The organism is Streptomyces sp. NPDC050121 (assembly GCF_044460385.1).
Lineage (GTDB): Bacteria > Actinomycetota > Actinomycetes > Streptomycetales > Streptomycetaceae > Streptomyces > Streptomyces soliscabiei.
Genome location: NZ_JBITJV010000002.1, coordinates 447,927 through 464,240, shown reverse-complemented (window position 1 = coordinate 464,240; position 16,314 = coordinate 447,927). Strand labels below are relative to the sequence as shown.

Below are 16,314 nucleotides of genomic sequence, written 5' to 3'. Positions count from 1 at the left end.
GGTTCCACGGGTGACGCGCGACGGCGTCACCCGTGACGAACCGGGGGCGGCAAACCGAGGGTTGGCGGACCGGGGGTGCGGACTGGGGGTGGCGGACGTGCCGGATCAGCCGTCGATGCGGTGGGTGGTCCAGAACGACGTCAGGTCCGTGGCCGTGGCGGCCTGGGCCGCCGCCTTGAACTCGGCCGTGGTGGAGACGCCGTACCAGTGCGAAGTGGCGTACCCCTTCAGCAGGTTGGCCATGGCGGTGTCGCCGATGAGCCGTCGCAGGTCGTGCAGGGCGCACTTGCCGTAGCCGTAGACGACGGTGGAGTACCGGGAGGAGTGGGCATCCCAGTAGGCCATCGAGTTGGTGATCTTCTCCGCCGACGAGGCCCACGAGACGCTGCTCCAGCAGCCGCTGCCGGTCTTGCCCAGTGCCAGGTCGGTGGCGTAGTCGGTGAACGACTCGTCCAGCCAGGGGCTGTTGTACTCGTCGTCGCCGACGATGCCGTACCACCACTGGTGGCCGATCTCATGGGTCAGCGCCGTGGTGCTCACCAGGTCCAGGACGAACCCGGGGTACTCCATCCCGCCGAACCAGAAGTTGTTGTCGATGACGGCGTCCAGCTCGCCGTACGGGTAGGCGCCGAAGCGGGCGGCGTGGGCGTCCACGGCGGACCTGGCGGTGGTGAGCATCGACTGGGCGTTGGCCGAGCTGATGCCGGAGACGGAGTAGACGTTGATCGGCGTCCCGGCGGTCGAGGTGCCGGAGATCTTGCTGAACGGGCCCGCCGCCCACGCGAAGTCACGCACCTTGGACGCGGTTGCCGTGGTGAGGGTGCGCCCGCTGGAGCCGGCGGCGTCGACCGAGGCGCCGGTGGCCGGGACCAGCAGGGCGGTCGGATGGTCGAGGGTCACCTTGAAGTCGGCGGCCAGGGAGTAGAACGACTCACCGTTGTTCGTGTACGGGTCCAGGTGCCAGCCCGCCCCGTCCTTCACTGCCAGCACGGGCAGCGCGTTGCCGATGAAGCTGAACGACCCGTCGTAGCCGAACCGGTCGGCGCCACTGGGCACGGTGATGCCCAGGTCGAAGCCGATCGTGGCGCTCTGCCCCTGGGTGAGGGGCGTGGCGAGGGTGATCTGGAGGGCCGTGCAGCCGACGGAGAGGGCGCCCGCGGTGCCGCCGGTGACGTTGCTGACCGCGATGGGCATCGACGTGCAGGTGCCGTGGTAGTTGTCCCAGAGCCGCAGATACACCTCGCTCAACGCGGTGGCGGAGGCGTTGGTGAAGGTCGCGCTCTCGTGACCGGTCCAGACCGTGCCGGCCGTGTTGCTGGTGAGGCTGACGGTGTACGACGGTGCGGCCGGGGTGCGCGTGGAGTCGGCGGGCGGCGGTGCGGTGTCGCCGGAGGTGTTCAGCGCGATGTCGTCGAGGACGAAGCTCGACTGGAGGCTGGAGTCCTCGGTTCCGGTGAAGGCGAGGCTCACGGTCTGGCCCGCGAAGGCCGACACGTCGAACGACTTCTGGACGTAGCCGGTGTTCTTGTCGAGATTCGAGTACGTGGCCAGCGTCGTCGTGCCGATCTTCGCCGTCAGCTTGTCGTACGCGGTGGACGAGGTCGTCTCGGCCGTGTCGATGTGCAGCCAGAAGGTGAGGGTGGCGGTGGCGCACCCGGACGGGATCGTGACGCTCTGCGAGAGCGTGTCGGTGTGTGTGCTGCCGACTCCGTCCAGCCAGGCGAAAGCGGTGCCGCCGTGCGCCGACTGACCGGTGCGGCTGGTGATCACACTGGTCGAGGACTGGGTCCACGCCGAGGCACCGCTCTCGAAGTCGCCGCCCGCGACGACCTGGGCGGGGGTGCAGGCGGCAGCCGCACCCGCAGCCCGCGGCGCCTGTGCCGACCGCGGGGCCTGCTGTGCCTGCTGTGCACGGGGTGCCTGCTGTGTCTGCGGCGCGGCTGCCACGGTCGTGGCGGGGAGCGAGACGGCGGCCAGCGCGGCAAGGACGAGTGCGCTCGTGGAGATGGCCTTGCGAGGGGTGGGTCTCACACATGGCTCCTTTGCGGCGGCCGGGTTTCCGGCCTGCTCGGTGGCTGTCCCTGACGGCGTGGGTGTGCCGGAGGGGCGGTGCGCGACGGCTGCCGGAAGCCTGACAGATTTGACGCGGCCATGCCATCAGAGATTGGCAAAGCTCCCTCCCGCGACAGACGGCCCGAAGACACCCCGCCCGCGGCCACCCCACGCCCCCTGCCCCGCAGCCCGAACCCCGCCCGGCCTTCGAACCTCACCCCGCCTTCGAACACCCCGGCCGTCACCCCCGTAACCTGCTCTCTTGCGGCGCCGGGGCGGGCCGCTCACACTCGGCCGCCGTTCGTTGTGCGCCGGGCTTAACTCCCGGTGGCCGGTCCGGGAGACACCTGTGTAATGCACGGTTCGTACCGTCGCAGAGGCTTGCAGAGACTCTCACCAGGCTGATCGTCAGAAGGAAAGGGGCGCCCGTGGCCGCGTTGGACCCGCGGACCGACAGCGCGTCGGAGACGAAGGTGCGCACGGTCTGCTCGTACTGCGGTGTCGGCTGCGGCATGGTCCTGGACATCGGCTTCGGACCGGACGGACGGCGTACGGTCCTGAAGGCGTCCGGCGACAAGGAGCACCCCGCGAACTTCGGCCGGCTGTGCACCAAGGGTGCGACCACCGCCGACATGCTCGCCGCCCCCGGCCGGCTGACGACCGCCCTCGTCCGCTCGGACCGCGGCGAGGAACCGGAACCCGCCCCCGTGGACGTGGCCGTCGCCGCGACGGCACGGCGACTGCGGGCCATCGTCGACGAGCACGGCCCCGACGCGGTCGCCCTCTACGTCTCCGGCCAGATGAGCCTCGAAGCGCAGTACCTCGCCAACAAACTGGTGAAGGGTTACCTCCGCAGCAACCAGATCGAGTCGAACTCCCGACTGTGCATGGCAAGCGCCGGAACCGGTTACAAGCTGTCTCTGGGCGCCGACGGCCCGCCCGGCTCCTACGAGGACCTCGACAAGGCGGACATCTTCCTCGTCATCGGCTCCAACATGGCCGACTGCCACCCGATCCTGTTCCTGAGGATGATGGACCGGGTGAAAGCGGGCGCGAAACTGATCGTCGTCGACCCGCGCCGCACCGCCACCGCGGCGAAAGCCGACCTGTTCCTCCAGGTCAAGCCGGGTACCGACCTGGCCCTCCTCAACGGTCTGCTCCACCTCCTGCACGAGAGCGGCCACACCGACCCCGCCTTCGTCGCCGCCCACACCGAAGGCTGGGAGGCGATGCCGGAGTTCCTCGCCGACTACCCGCCCGCGACCGTCGCGGAGATCACCGGCCTCCCGGAGGCCGACCTGCGCGAGGCCGCCCGGCTGATCGGGGAGGCGGGGGAGTGGACCAGCTGCTGGACCATGGGCCTCAACCAGTCCACGCACGGCACCTGGAACACCAACGCGCTCATCAACCTCCACCTCGCCACCGGCGCAATCTGCCGCCCGGGCAGCGGGCCCTTCTCCCTCACCGGCCAGCCCAACGCCATGGGCGGCCGGGAAATGGGTTACATGGGTCCGGGGCTCCCCGGCCAGCGCTCCGTCCTCGTCGACGCCGACCGCGCCTTCGTCGAGGACCTGTGGGGGCTCGAACCGGGCACCATCCGGGCCGACGGCGTCGGCAAGGGCACCGTCGAGATGTTCCGGAAAATGGCCGACGGCGAGATCAAGGCCTGCTGGATCATCTGCACCAACCCGGTCGCCTCCGTCGCCAACCGCAGAACGGTCATCGAGGGGCTGGAGGCCGCCGAGTTCGTCGTCGCCCAGGACGTCTTCGCCGACACCGAGACCAACGCCTACGCCGACGTCGTCCTGCCCGGCGCGCTGTGGACCGAGACCGAGGGCGTCCTCATCAACAGCGAGCGCAACCTCACCCTCGCCCGGCCCGCCGCCGACCCGCCCGGCGAGGCCATGGCCGACTGGCAGCTCATCGCGGCCGTCGCCCGCGCAATGGGTTACGAGAGCGGTTTCACCTACGACAGCGCCGAGCAGGTCTTCGAGGAGATCAAGCGCGCCCACAATCCGGCAACCGGTTACGACCTGCGCGGAGTGACGTACGACCGGCTGCGCGCCACCTCCGTGCAGTGGCCGGCCGCCACCGCCGACGGCCCGGACCGCAACCCGATCCGGTACGTGAACGACGACGGCTCGCTCACCTTTCCCACGGCTTCCGGCCGCGCCGTCTTCCACCCGCGTCCGCACGTCCCGCCCGCCGAGATGCCGGACGACGACTATCCGTTCGTCCTGAACACCGGACGCCTCCAGCACCAGTGGCACACCCTGACGAAGACCGCGAAGGTGGCCAAGCTCAACAAGCTCAACCCCGGCCCGTTCGTCGAGGTGCACCCCGAGGACGCGGCCGCGCTCGGCGTGGCCGACGGCGACTCCGTCGAGGTCGCCTCGCGGCGCGGGCGGGCCGTGCTGCCGGCCGTCGTCACCGACCGCGTCCTGCCCGGCTCCTGTTTCGCGCCGTTCCACTGGAACGACCTGTTCGGCGAGTACCTCAGCGTCAACGCGGTCACCAGCGACGCGGTCGACCCGCTCTCCTTCCAGCCCGAGCTGAAGGTGTGCGCCGTCTCGCTGACCAGGGTTTCGACACCGGTTACCGTGCAGGTTCCGGCCACGGACATCCCGGCCACGGGGACGCGCGACATGGCCGGACCGGTCCCGGAGACTCCGGTGACGGAAACCCCTGCCCCGGGGGCCTCCGCGTCCGCGTCCGCGCCCGTCCTCGTACCGACCGCCGTCCAGCCCTCCGCGGCCGCCGTCTTCGGCCTGGACCCCGCCCCGCCGCCGGTCCTGACCGAACGCGAACGGCAGTACCTCGTCGGTTTCCTCGCCGGCATCCCGGCAGGCGCCCCCGGTGTCCCCGTCCTGCCGCCGGACGCGCCCTTCAGCCCCGAGCACGCCCTGTGGGTCAATGGCACCCTCGCCGGCATGTACTCCCGCACCACCGCCGCGCCCCAGGAATCCCCGGCGCGCCAGGTCGTGATCCTCTGGGCCTCCCAGACCGGCAACGCCGAGGACTTCGCCGCCGCCACCGCCGCCCGGCTCACCGAGGGCGGCCACCCGGCGTCCCTCGTCGCCATGGACGAGGCCGACCCCGCCACCCTGCCCGCAGCCGCCGACCTGCTGCTGATCACCAGCACCTTCGGCGACGGCGACGCCCCCGACAACGGCGCCGGCTTCTGGGACGGCCTCGCCGCGCTGGACACCGGCCGTCTCGAAGGCCGCCGCTACGCCGTCCTCGCCTTCGGGGACTCCTCGTACGACGACTTCTGCGGACACGGCCGACGCCTGGACCACCGTATGGACGAGCTCGGCGCGGTCCGGCTGGCCCCGCGCACGGAGTGTGAACCGGACTACGAGACGGAGGCGGAGGCCTGGCTGGACCAGGTGGTCACCGCGCTCAAGGAGGCCACGGAGTTCCTGCCCGCGACCCCCGTCGCGACCCCGCCCGCGTCCCCCGCCGCCCCTGTCCCGGCCCTCGGCCCTGCCTCGATGTCCGCTGCCGTCGCCACCAAGCCCGCGCCCGCCGCGCCCGCCGCGCCTGCCGCTCCCGCCCGCTCCAGGCGGCCCGTTCCCGTCACCGCCCGCCTCACCGGCAACCGGTTGCTGAGCCGGCCGGGTTCCGGCAAGGAGGTCCGGCGCTTCACCTTCGACACCAGCGACAGCGAGAGCCCGCTCGTCTACGAGGCCGGCGACGCCCTCGGCGTGCGCCCCCTCAACTCCCCTGAACTGGTGGCGGAGTGGCTGTCCGTCACCGACCTCGACGCGCACGCGCCCGTTGTCGTAAGCGGTTTCGGTGAGGTTGCCCTCGGCGAGGCCCTGCTGCGGCACCTGGACATCACCCGGATCACGCCGACCCTGCTCCGCTTCGCCGCCGACCGCACCCGCGACCCGCGAGAGTTGCGGAAACTGTTGCGCCCGGACAACAAGGACGAGCTGGCGAAGTGGTCCTGGGGCCGCCAAGCCGTCGACGTGGCAGCCGAGTTGGGCCTCCGCGCCGACGCCCAGGAATGGGCCGAGGTGCTCGGAAGGCTGCAGCCGCGCCTGTACTCCATCTCGTCCAGCCCGCTGACCGACCCCCACCTTGTGTCGCTCACTGTTTCCGTCGTGCGGTACGAGAACCTGGCCGGCCGCCCCCGGCAGGGCGTCTGCTCGCCCTTCCTCGCCGACGCCGAACCGGGCACCGAGGTCCCGGTCCATGTGCAGCGCTCCCCGCACTTCCGACCGCCCGCCGACCCCTCGACCCCGATGGTGATGGTCGGCCCGGGAACAGGGGTGGCGCCGTTCGTCGGGTTCCTCGAGGAGCGCCGGGCCCGCGGGCACCGGGCTCCCAACTGGCTGTTCTTCGGCGAGCAGCACCGGGCGACGGACTTCTACTATGAGGACGAGCTGAGTGCCCTGCGGGCCGACGGCGCCCTCACCCGACTGGACACCGCCTTCTCCCGCGACCAGCGCGCCAAGGTCTACGTCCAGGACCGGATCCGTGAGCACGGCTCCCACCTGTGGTCCTGGCTCCAGGACGGCGCCCACTTCTATGTCTGCGGGGACGCCTCCCGCATGGCCAAGGACGTGGACCGGGCCCTGCGCGACGTCGCCGTCGTCCACGGCGGCATGAGCGAGGAGGAGGCGGCGGCGCATGTGAAGCAGCTCGCCGCCGACAAGCGGTACGTACGGGACGTTTACTGAGTCGTCCAGTGAGACGTCTGCTGAGACCTTCACTGAGCCGTTCGCTGACGGGAGTCACCAAAAGAGCCCGCGGGAAACGTGGGCACCAAGTGGTGTTGCGCCGAAGAGAGTTGATATTCAGCCATCGCGGCGCGTATATGTTCGTTTTTTCAACAGGAGTGGACAAGATCTGACGCACCCTCCGTCCGTGCACAGCCGCACGGTCGCCTCGAGGAAGGTCGTGGTCATGTCGCACCCGCACGTGTCGTCCATGGACCGGCCGGACCGCCCCCAGCGGGTGGAGCCGGCTCACTCCCAGCGGCCTGTCGTCAGCCGCCGTCGTCTGCTCGAAGGGTCCGCCGCCGTCCTCGGCGCGCTCGCCCTGTCCGCACCGTCCACCGCGCACCGGGCCGTCGCGGCGGACGGTACGCCGGAGTGGAACGGTTCCATCGACGTCTTCCGGCTCGGCACCGAAGCCCCGCACACCACCCTCATGCCGTACGCGGACCTCGGCCAGGCGCTCGCCGCCGACCGCACCCGCTCCCCGTACCGGCTGAGTCTGGACGGTGTCTGGAAGTTCGCGTACGCCGACCGCCCCGACGACCGGGACGCCGACTTCCACCGCACCGATCTCGACGACAGCGGCTGGGACACCATCCCCGTTCCCTCCGCCTGGCAGCTGCACGGTTACGACCGGCCGATCTACGTCAACATCACCTACCCGTGGTGGGGCCCCAACGGCCTGGGCGAGGAGGCGCAGCCGCCGCTCGCCCCCACCCGCTACAACCCCGTGGGCCAGTACCGTCGCACCTTCACCGTCCCGCGCGGCTGGGCGGGACGGCGGACGTTCCTCCACTTCGAGGGGGTCAAGTCCGCCCACTACGTATGGATCAACGGGGAGTTGGTCGGTTACCACGAGGATTCCCACGACCCCGCCGAGTACGACATCACCCCGCACCTCAGGCCGGGCGCCAACCAGATCGCCGTGGAGGTCTACCGCTACTCCGACGGGGACTGGCTGGAGGACCAGGACATGATCCGGCTGAGCGGCATCTTCCGCTCGGTCTACCTGTACTCCACGCCGGCCGTGCACCTGTGCGACTTCAGGCTGGACACCCCGCTGAGCGACGACTACAAGGCGGCCGAGCTGTCGGTCACCGCCAGCGTGCGGGACTACGGCGGAAAGGGCGCGGGCCGGTACTCCGTCGAGACCCAGCTGTACGACGCGCACGGGCATCCGGTGTGGTCCAGGCCGCTCCAGCAGGCCGCCGCGCTCGACGCCGGCCAGGAGACGACCGTGCGGGCGGCGAAGGCGGTGCCGACACCGCGTCTGTGGTCCGCCGAACACCCGAACCTCTACACGGCCGTGCTCCGCCTGCGCGACCCCGCGGGAAAGGTGATCGAAACCGTTTCCCATCGGGTCGGCCTGCGCGAGTTCGCTCTCAAGGACGGGCTGATGCGCATCAACGGCAAGCCGGTCTCCTTCCGGGGCACCAACCGGCACGAGATGCACCCGGCGCGCGGCTCGGCCCTCACCCGCGCGGACCTGGTCCAGGACATCGGGATCATCAAGCGGCTGAACATCAACACTGTGCGCACCTCGCACTACCCCAACAACCCGCTCTGGCTGGAGCTCGCCGACGAGTACGGCCTCTACCTCGTGGACGAGACCAACCTGGAGACCCACGGCATCCGGGGCGAGTACCCCGGCAACCACGCCGAGTGGACCAGGGCGTGCGTGGCCCGCGCCCAGAACATGGTGCACCGCGACAAGAACCACGCCTCGGTCGTCATCTGGTCCCTCGGCAACGAGGCCGGCGGCGGCAGCACGTTCACCGCCATGCACGACTGGATCCACTCCTACGACACCACCCGTGTCATCCAGTACGAGGGCGACGACCGCCCGGGAATCAGCGACATCCGCTCCGAGATGTACGACAGTCCCGCCCGCGTCGAGGCCCGCGCGAAGGACGCCGCCGACACCCGGCCGTACGTGATGATCGAGTACTCCCACGCGATGGGCAACTCCAGCGGAAACTTCAAGAAGTACTGGGATCTCGTCCGCCGCCACGACGTGCTGCAGGGCGGCTGGATCTGGGACTTCGTCGACCAGGCCCTCGACTGGCCCACCCCGGTCCGCAAGCTGTTCACCGAGGCCGGTCCCGCCGCACTGCGCGGCGAGCTCATCGCCCCCAGTGGCAGCTTCACCCGTGACCGGGGCGTGTCCGGTGGAACCGTTTTCGCCCGCGACGCGCGCCTCGACCTCACCGGCTCACTCACGCTGGAGGCCTGGATCACCCCGCACGTAACCGGTTACCACCAGCCTGTCCTCGCCAAGGGCGACACCCAGTACGCCCTGAAACAGTCCGACAGGACCCTGGAGTTCTTCATCTACGGCAGCGGTCAGTGGGTCACCGCGAGCTGGGCGCTGCCGGACGACTGGACCGGCGCCGAACACCATGTCGCGGGCGTCTTCGACGCGGCGGCCGGCACCCTGACCCTCCATGTCGACGGCTCGGTCCGGGCGACCCGGACCACCACGGTGCGCCCCGCCGTCAACACCGCCCCGCTGTCCCTGGCCACCGACGTCGACAACCCGACCCGGGAGTTCAGCGGCACCGTCCGCCGGGCCCGGGTGTACGCCCGGGCGCTGAGCGCCGCCGAACTGGCCTTTGCCGGCCGTGGCCCCGGCGACGACGGCGTACGGTTCTGGTTCGACGCCGCCACCGTCGGCCTCACCGAGAAGCGGCCCCGTGAGAAGACGTTCCGCGCCTACGGCGGCGACTGGGGCGACAACCCCAACGACGGAGCCTTCTGTGGCAACGGCATCGTCACCGCCGACCGCGGACTCACCGGCAAGTCGGCGGAGGTCAAGCGGATCTACCAGGCCGTCAACGCCGCACCGGCCGCCGGCGAGCGGCTCGCTCCCGGAGCGGCGATCACCCTCACCAACGAGTACCTCTTCACCAACCTCCGTGAATTCGACGGACGGTGGGAACTCGTCCGCGACGGCAGAGTGCTGCAACGCGGAAAGCTGAGCCGTGCGCAGCTGGACGTGGCTCCGCTGTCGAGCAAGGACGTCGCCGTGCCCTTCAACACGCCGGGGGATCCGGCGCCGGGCGCCGAGTACTTCCTGCACCTGTCGTTCACCACCAAGGAGACGACGAAGTGGGCGCGGTCCGGCTTCGAGGTGGCCAGGCAGCAGCTCGTCGTCGACGCCGGCAGCCCCGCCGTCACCCCCGTGTCCCTGGACGGCGTGCCCGCGCTCAGCCATGAGGACGGCGAGACGTCGGTCACCGTCACGGGCGACGACTTCTCCGTCACCGTCGACAAGAAGACCGGCGTCATCACGTCCTACCGGGCCGACGGCGTTCAGCTGATCTCCTCCGGGCCGGTCCCGAACTTCTGGCGTGCCCCCACCGACAACGACCGGGGAAACGGCCAGCACACCCGCAACCAGACCTGGCGCGACGCCGGCGCGCGCCGCAAGGTGACCGACGTCAACGTGCGGGCGGTGCGCGACCGGGCCGTAGTGATCAAGGTCGCCGGCACCCTGCCCACGACCACGGAATCGACGTACACCACCACCTACACCGTCTTCGGAAACGGTGAGATCAAGGTCGACAACACGCTGCACCCGGGCGCGGCCTCGCTGCCGTACCTCCCGGAGGTCGGCACGATGCTGTTCCTGCCCGCCCGTCTGGAGAAACTGCACTACTACGGCCGCGGCCCCGAGGAGAACCACTGGGACCGTAACGACGCCACCGACGTGGGCCTGTACTCCGGCACCGTCACCGGGCAGTGGACCTCCTATCTGCGTCCGCAGGAGAACGGCAACAAGACCGACGTGCGGTGGGTAGCCCTCACCGACGGCGACGGCAACGGCCTGCTCGTCTCCGGTGAGCCGCTCCTGGAGGTCAACGCCTCGCACTTCACGCCCGAGGACCTGTCGGTCGGGGCCCGCCACGACTACCAGCTCACACCCCGCAAGGAGGTCGTACTCCGCCTGAACCACCGGCAGATGGGCATCGGCGGCGACAACAGCTGGGGCGCGCACACCCACGACGAGTACAAGCTGTTCGCCGACCGCGACTACGCGTACACCTACCGACTGCGGCCGTTGACCGACGTGCGCGAGGCGACCGCCGCCTCGCGCAGGCCCACCGCCGAGGAGTAACCCCCGGGTCCGTCGGCGCCGTTTCCCCGCCCGTGTGACCCTCTCCACGGATGATCTTTGTGGCGGCGGGCGGGGAAGAACGGAACAATTCCCACGGAACGGGAAACGGAATCGACGGAAAAGGAACTCCCTATGCCCGAGCAGGACGAACGCTTCGACGTCGTGGTCCTCGGCGCCGGGCCCGGCGGCTACGTCGCCGCGGTCCGCGCCGCCCAGCTGGGCAAGCGCGTCGCGGTGGTCGAGGAGAAGTACTGGGGCGGCGTCTGCCTCAACGTGGGCTGCATCCCCACCAAAGCCCTCCTGCGCAACGCCGAACTCGCGCACATCTTCACCCACGACGCGAAGACCTTCGGCATCAAGGTCGACGGGCAGGTCTCCTTCGACTACGGCGAGGCGTACCGCCGCAGCCGCAAGGTCGCCGACGGCCGGGTCAAGGGCGTCCACTACCTGATGAAGAAGAACAAGATCACCGAACTCGACGGCCGTGGCGCTTTCGTCGACGACCACACCCTCCGGGTGACCGGCTACGACGGCGAGATCCGCACCATCGGCTTCGACCACTGCATCATCGCCACCGGCGCGACCCCCAAGCTGCTGCCCGGCACCAAGCGCACCGCGCGGGTGGTGACGTACGAGGAGCAGATCCTCGCCGAGGACCTGCCGCAGTCGATCGTCATCGCGGGCGCCGGCGCCATCGGCATCGAGTTCGCCTATGTGCTGCACAACTACGGCGTGAAGGTCACGATCGTCGAGTTCCTGGACCGGGTCGCCCCGTTGGAGGACGCCGAGGTCTCCGCCGAACTGGCCAAGCAGTACCGCAGGTTGGGCATCGACGTGCTCACCTCGACCCGCGTGGAGGCGATCGACGAGTCCGGTCCCCAGGTGCGTGTCACCGTGACCGGCAAGGACGGCGCCCAGCAGGTCCTGGAGGCCGACAAGGTCCTGCAGGCGATCGGGTTCGCGCCCAACGTGACCGGTTACGGCCTGGAGAACACGGGCGTGACGGTCACCGAGCGCGGCGCGATCGACGTCGACGGCCGCTGTCGCACCTCCGTCCCGCACATCTACGCCATCGGCGACGTCACCGCGAAGCTGATGCTCGCGCACGCCGCCGAGGCGATGGGCGTCATCGCCGCCGAGACCCTCGCCGACGCGGAGACGATGGAGCTGGACTACGCCATGATCCCGCGGGCCACCTACTGCCAGCCCCAGATCGCCAGCTTCGGCTACACCGAGGAGCAAGCTCGGGAAAGGGGTTACGACGTCAAGGTGGCGAAGTTCCCCTTCACCGCGAACGGCAAGTCGCACGGCCTCGGCGACACCACCGGCTTTGTGAAACTGATCAGCGACGCGAAGTACGGCGAGCTCATCGGCGGCCACCTCATCGGCCCCGACGTCACCGAACTCCTTCCCGAGCTGACGCTGGCCCAGCAGTGGGACCTCACCGTCCACGAGGTCGCCCGTAACGTCCACGCCCATCCGACCCTGGGCGAAGCGGTCAAGGAGGCGGTGCACGGACTGGCCGGGCACATGATCAACATGTAGTTCCCGCGCACCGCACCCGGCGGGGCCGTTCACCCGAACGGTCCCGCTGCGCTCGCCGCCGACGAACGGCCGGGATGTGCTGGCATCCACCGGACCGAACCCCGACCGACGCGGGGCGGTCCGGCCAGGACCGGACCGACGGCGAGGGAGTCCGCCATGCCGGACAGCAGCGCCCCGGGCGGCAACACCCCGTCCGGCGCCCGCCCGTCCGGCGCCCGCCCGGCCCACGACCCGCCGGCCGGCGACCCTCCGGCCGGAGGGCCACCGGACACCGGCCCTCCGGACACCGGCCCTCCGGACACCGGCCCTCCGGAGAGCCGACCTCCCAAGGACGGTCCTCCGGACAGTGGGCCTCTGGATATCGGCTCTCCGGAGAGTCGGCCTCCCAAGGGTGGGCCGTCGGACAGTGGACTTCTGGACGCCGGCCTTCCGGATGCAGGGTCACCGGACATCGACCCCCCGAGCAGCGGGACCCCGGACGGTGCTGCCCCGGGCAACCGTCCCCCCGACAGTGGCGCCGGGGACAATCCTGCCCCCGTCAACCGTCCCCCGGACAGCGGCACCGGGGACAACCTCGCCTACGGCAGCCGTGCCTCCGGCGACGACCGTGTTTCAGGCCACCCCGCCCCCGGCGGCCCTGCCCCCGGCGGCCCCGCCTCCGGGGACGGTGCCGCGGAGTGGGAGGCGCTCAGGGCTCGGGTTGCGGGGACGCGCTCCCGGCCGGCATCTCCCAGCCGGCCGCCGGATCCGTCTTCGACACGCTCACGCGTTTCCTGCGCACGTCGGTGCGGGAGGTCGTCGCCGTCGGGGTGGTGGTCGCGCTCGCCGCCTGGCTGACCGGGCCGGGCCGCCGGGCGGCTCTCGTCCGAGGGCTGTGGCACTCGGGCATCGGCGCCGTCCGCGCGACCGCCGACCACGCAGGGCTGCGGACCGGTCCCGTCGGCCCGTTCGTCAACCACTTCCGCAACTGGATCGCCTGGATCCTGGCCGGGACGACTGTCCTGGCATATCTGCTGTGGCCGTACCCGACCGGCTGGGTCGTGATCGGCCTCGCCCTCGCCCTGCTCTTCGCGCTGGGCGTCGTCGACTTCCTCGCGACCCGGCCCCGCCGAAAGGACAGCCCCACATGAGCGCGAACCCCCCGGCCGGCGACCCGCACGGCGAGATCGGCACCGCCTGGTCCACGCCACGCGGCGGACCACGCCGGCCCACCCCGCCCGGCAGCCGGTTCGGCGGCGGCGGCGTCGTCTTCGCCGGCGTCTTGATGCTGTGCAGCGGCGTGCTCGCCGTCCTCCAGGGCATCGCGGCCATCGCCGAGGACGACGTCTACGCCCGCGTCGGCACCTACGTCTACGAGCTCAGCCTCACCGGCTGGGGCTGGATCCACCTCGTCCTCGGCGTCGTCGCGGCCGCGACCGGCGTGGCCCTCCTGAAGAACGCCCACTGGGCCCGCTTCCCGGGCATCCTCCTCGCCGCGCTGAGCCTGGTCGCCCAGTTCCTGTTCCTGCCGTACGAGCCGCTCTGGTCGATCACCGTCATGGCGATCGACGTATTCGTGATCTGGTCCCTGACGACACCACGGGAGGTGCAGGGCGGCACGAGGTGATGCGGGACCGTGCAGGACACGCGAGGTCGACGTCGGATTCTCGCTAGCACCGGGGCGGTGGCCGGTCGATGCTGGAGGCATGGAGAACGGGATGTACACCGACCGGGAGCGTTGTGTGCGCGCCGTACAGTCCAAGGACGCGCGGTTCGACGGCTGGTTCTTCACAGCGGTCCTGACCACCGGAATCTACTGCCGGCCCAGTTGCCCGGTGGTGCCGCCCAAGCCGGAGAACATGGTCTTCCACCCGAGCTCGGCCGCCTGCCAGCAGGCCGGGTTCCGCGCCTGCAAGCGCTGTCGGCCCGACACCACTCCGGGGTCCCCGGAGTGGAACCAGCGCGCCGATCTGGTCGCCCGGGCCATGCGTCTGATCGCCGACGGTGTCGTCGACCGCGACGGCGTCCCCGGACTCGCCGCGCGCCTCGGCTACAGCGCCCGCCAGGTCGAACGCCAGCTCCTCGCCGAACTCGGCGCGGGCCCCCTCGCGTTGGCCCGCGCTCAGCGCGCCCAGACTGCTCGCATTCTCATCGAGACGACCGAACTCCCCATGGCGGACGTCGCGTTCGCCGCCGGCTTCTCCTCCATCCGCACCTTCAACGACACCGTGCGCGAGGTCTTCGCACTCTCCCCGAGCGCACTACGAGCCCGCGTCGCGCGCAAGAATCCCTCGGCCCACACGGCCCACACGGCCCACACGGCCCACACAGCCCCCTCGGCCTCAGCCCCCGCGCACTCTGCGGCCCACCCGGCCACGCCCGGCACGCTCGCCCTCCGCCTCCCCTTCCGCGCCCCCCTCAACCCCGACAACCTCTTCGGGCACCTCGCCGCGACCGCCGTGCCGGGCGTGGAGGAATGGCGGGACGGGGCGTTGCGGCGCACGCTCCGGCTGCCGTACGGGCACGGGATCGTGGCGCTCACCCCGAACCCCGACCACATCGGCTGCCGTCTCACCCTCAGCGACCTGCGCGATCTCACCGTCGCCATCAGTCGCTGCCGGCGCATGCTCGACCTGGACGCCGACCCGGTCGCCGTCGACGAGCAACTGCGCACGGACCCGCTGCTCGCGCCCCTGGTGGACAAGGCCCCCGGTCGCCGGGTGCCGCGCACGGTCGACGAGGCGGAGTTCGCCGTACGTGCCGTGCTGGGCCAGCAGGTCTCCACGGCGGCCGCCCGCACCCACGCGGCCCGCCTGGTCACCGCTTACGGCGACCCGGTCGACGACCCTGAAGGCGGCCTCACGCATCTCTTCCCGACGCCACAGGCGCTCGCCGACGTCGACCCCGAGCGTCTGGCGATGCCCCGCACCCGCCGCACCACCTTCACCACCCTGATCCGTCAACTCGCCGACGGCACACTGCACTTGGGGGTGGAGAGCGACTGGCCCGAAGCCCGCGCCCGTCTTCTCGCGCTGCCCGGCTTCGGGCCGTGGACGGTCGACGTCATCGCGATGCGCGCCCTGGGCGACCCCGACGCCTTCCTCGCCACCGACCTCGGAATCCGGCGCGCCGCACAGGAGTTGGGCCTGCCCTCGACTCCGGCGGCGCTCACGGCCCGTGCGGCGCCTTGGCGGCCCTGGCGCGCGTACGCCGTCCAGTACCTGTGGGCGACCGACAGCCACCCGATCAACTTCCTTCCTGTATAGGGGCGTTCAATGAACCAGCACACGATCGTCGCCAGCCCGTACGGCCCGCTGACCCTCGTGGCCGACGACGGAGTCCTCTGCGGCCTCTATATGACCGAACAGCGCCACCGCCCGCCCGAGGAGAACTTCGGCCCTCGCGACGACACCCTCTTCGGCGACGCCGAGGAACAGCTCGCAGCCTATTTCGCGGGTGAGTTGCAGGACTTCACCCTCCAACTCCACCTGCGTGGCACCCAGTTCCAGCAGCGCGTCTGGGCCGAACTGCGCAAGATCCCGTACGGCGAGACCCGCACCTACGGCGAACTCGCCGAAGCCCTCGGCAATCCGGCCGCCTCCCGTGCGGTGGGCCTCGCCAACGGCAAGAACCCCATCGGCATCATCGTCCCCTGTCACCGTGTGATCGGAGCGGGCGGCGGCCTCACCGGCTACGGTGGCGGTCTGGAACGCAAGCAGCGCCTGTTGGACTTCGAGAGCGGCACCGCAATCGACGAAGCCGGCGAAACGACCCTCTTCCACACACAGTTGGAGTGACCGGACGGCTTTTGCTGTGCGTGACCTGTGCCTGGTGCGACCTTTGCCTGATGGGGTTCACCGTTCTTCTGGCCTTCACCCAGACCCGGCCCAGGGC

The 16,314-nt window shown here is 70.7% G+C and carries 8 protein-coding genes; 7 read left to right on the top strand and 1 reads right to left on the bottom strand.

All coding sequences use genetic code 11. The features are described from left to right. Positions 1 to 105 precede the first annotated feature (105 nt). Positions 106 to 2,031, bottom strand: coding sequence for a M1 family aminopeptidase (locus tag ACIBTS_RS04500; protein ID WP_399316514.1), 1,926 nt, complete (start codon positions 2,029 to 2,031; stop codon positions 106 to 108). Positions 2,032 to 2,564: 533 nt separating this feature from the next. Between ACIBTS_RS04500 and ACIBTS_RS04495 the strand changes: the two genes are divergently transcribed. From ACIBTS_RS04495 to ACIBTS_RS04465, 7 genes are all read left to right on the top strand, one after another. Further along, positions 2,565 to 6,740, top strand: coding sequence for a molybdopterin-dependent oxidoreductase (locus ACIBTS_RS04495; protein WP_399316635.1), 4,176 nt, complete (start codon positions 2,565 to 2,567; stop codon positions 6,738 to 6,740). Positions 6,741 to 6,966: 226 nt separating this feature from the next. Further along, positions 6,967 to 10,896: a glycoside hydrolase family 2 TIM barrel-domain containing protein gene (locus ACIBTS_RS04490; protein ID WP_399316633.1), complete on the top strand. Its 3,930-nt coding sequence runs from the start codon at positions 6,967 to 6,969 to the stop codon at positions 10,894 to 10,896. Between the two features lie 132 nt (positions 10,897 to 11,028). Next, positions 11,029 to 12,441 carry a dihydrolipoyl dehydrogenase gene (gene lpdA / locus ACIBTS_RS04485; RefSeq protein ID WP_399316513.1) on the top strand — a complete coding sequence of 471 codons (1,413 nt, stop codon included), beginning with the start codon at positions 11,029 to 11,031 and terminating at the stop codon, positions 12,439 to 12,441. Between the two features lie 677 nt (positions 12,442 to 13,118). Then, positions 13,119 to 13,571 (top strand): hypothetical protein, encoded by a 453-nt coding sequence (locus ACIBTS_RS04480; RefSeq protein ID WP_399316511.1) that lies wholly within the window; start codon positions 13,119 to 13,121, stop codon positions 13,569 to 13,571. After that, complete coding sequence (locus ACIBTS_RS04475) at positions 13,568 to 14,047, top strand: hypothetical protein (RefSeq protein ID WP_399316509.1); 480 nt, start codon at positions 13,568 to 13,570, stop codon at positions 14,045 to 14,047. The genes ACIBTS_RS04480 and ACIBTS_RS04475 overlap by 4 nt, the downstream gene beginning before the upstream one ends. A 79-nt stretch (positions 14,048 to 14,126) precedes the next feature. Beyond that, positions 14,127 to 15,686, top strand: coding sequence for an AlkA N-terminal domain-containing protein (locus ACIBTS_RS04470; protein WP_399316507.1), 1,560 nt, complete (start codon positions 14,127 to 14,129; stop codon positions 15,684 to 15,686). A gap of 9 nt (positions 15,687 to 15,695) precedes the next feature. Continuing rightward, the gene (locus ACIBTS_RS04465) at positions 15,696 to 16,217 is read left to right on the top strand and encodes a methylated-DNA--[protein]-cysteine S-methyltransferase (RefSeq protein WP_399316505.1); all 522 of its coding nucleotides are present in this window, start codon (positions 15,696 to 15,698) and stop codon (positions 16,215 to 16,217) included. The last annotated feature ends 97 nt before the right edge of the window (positions 16,218 to 16,314 follow it).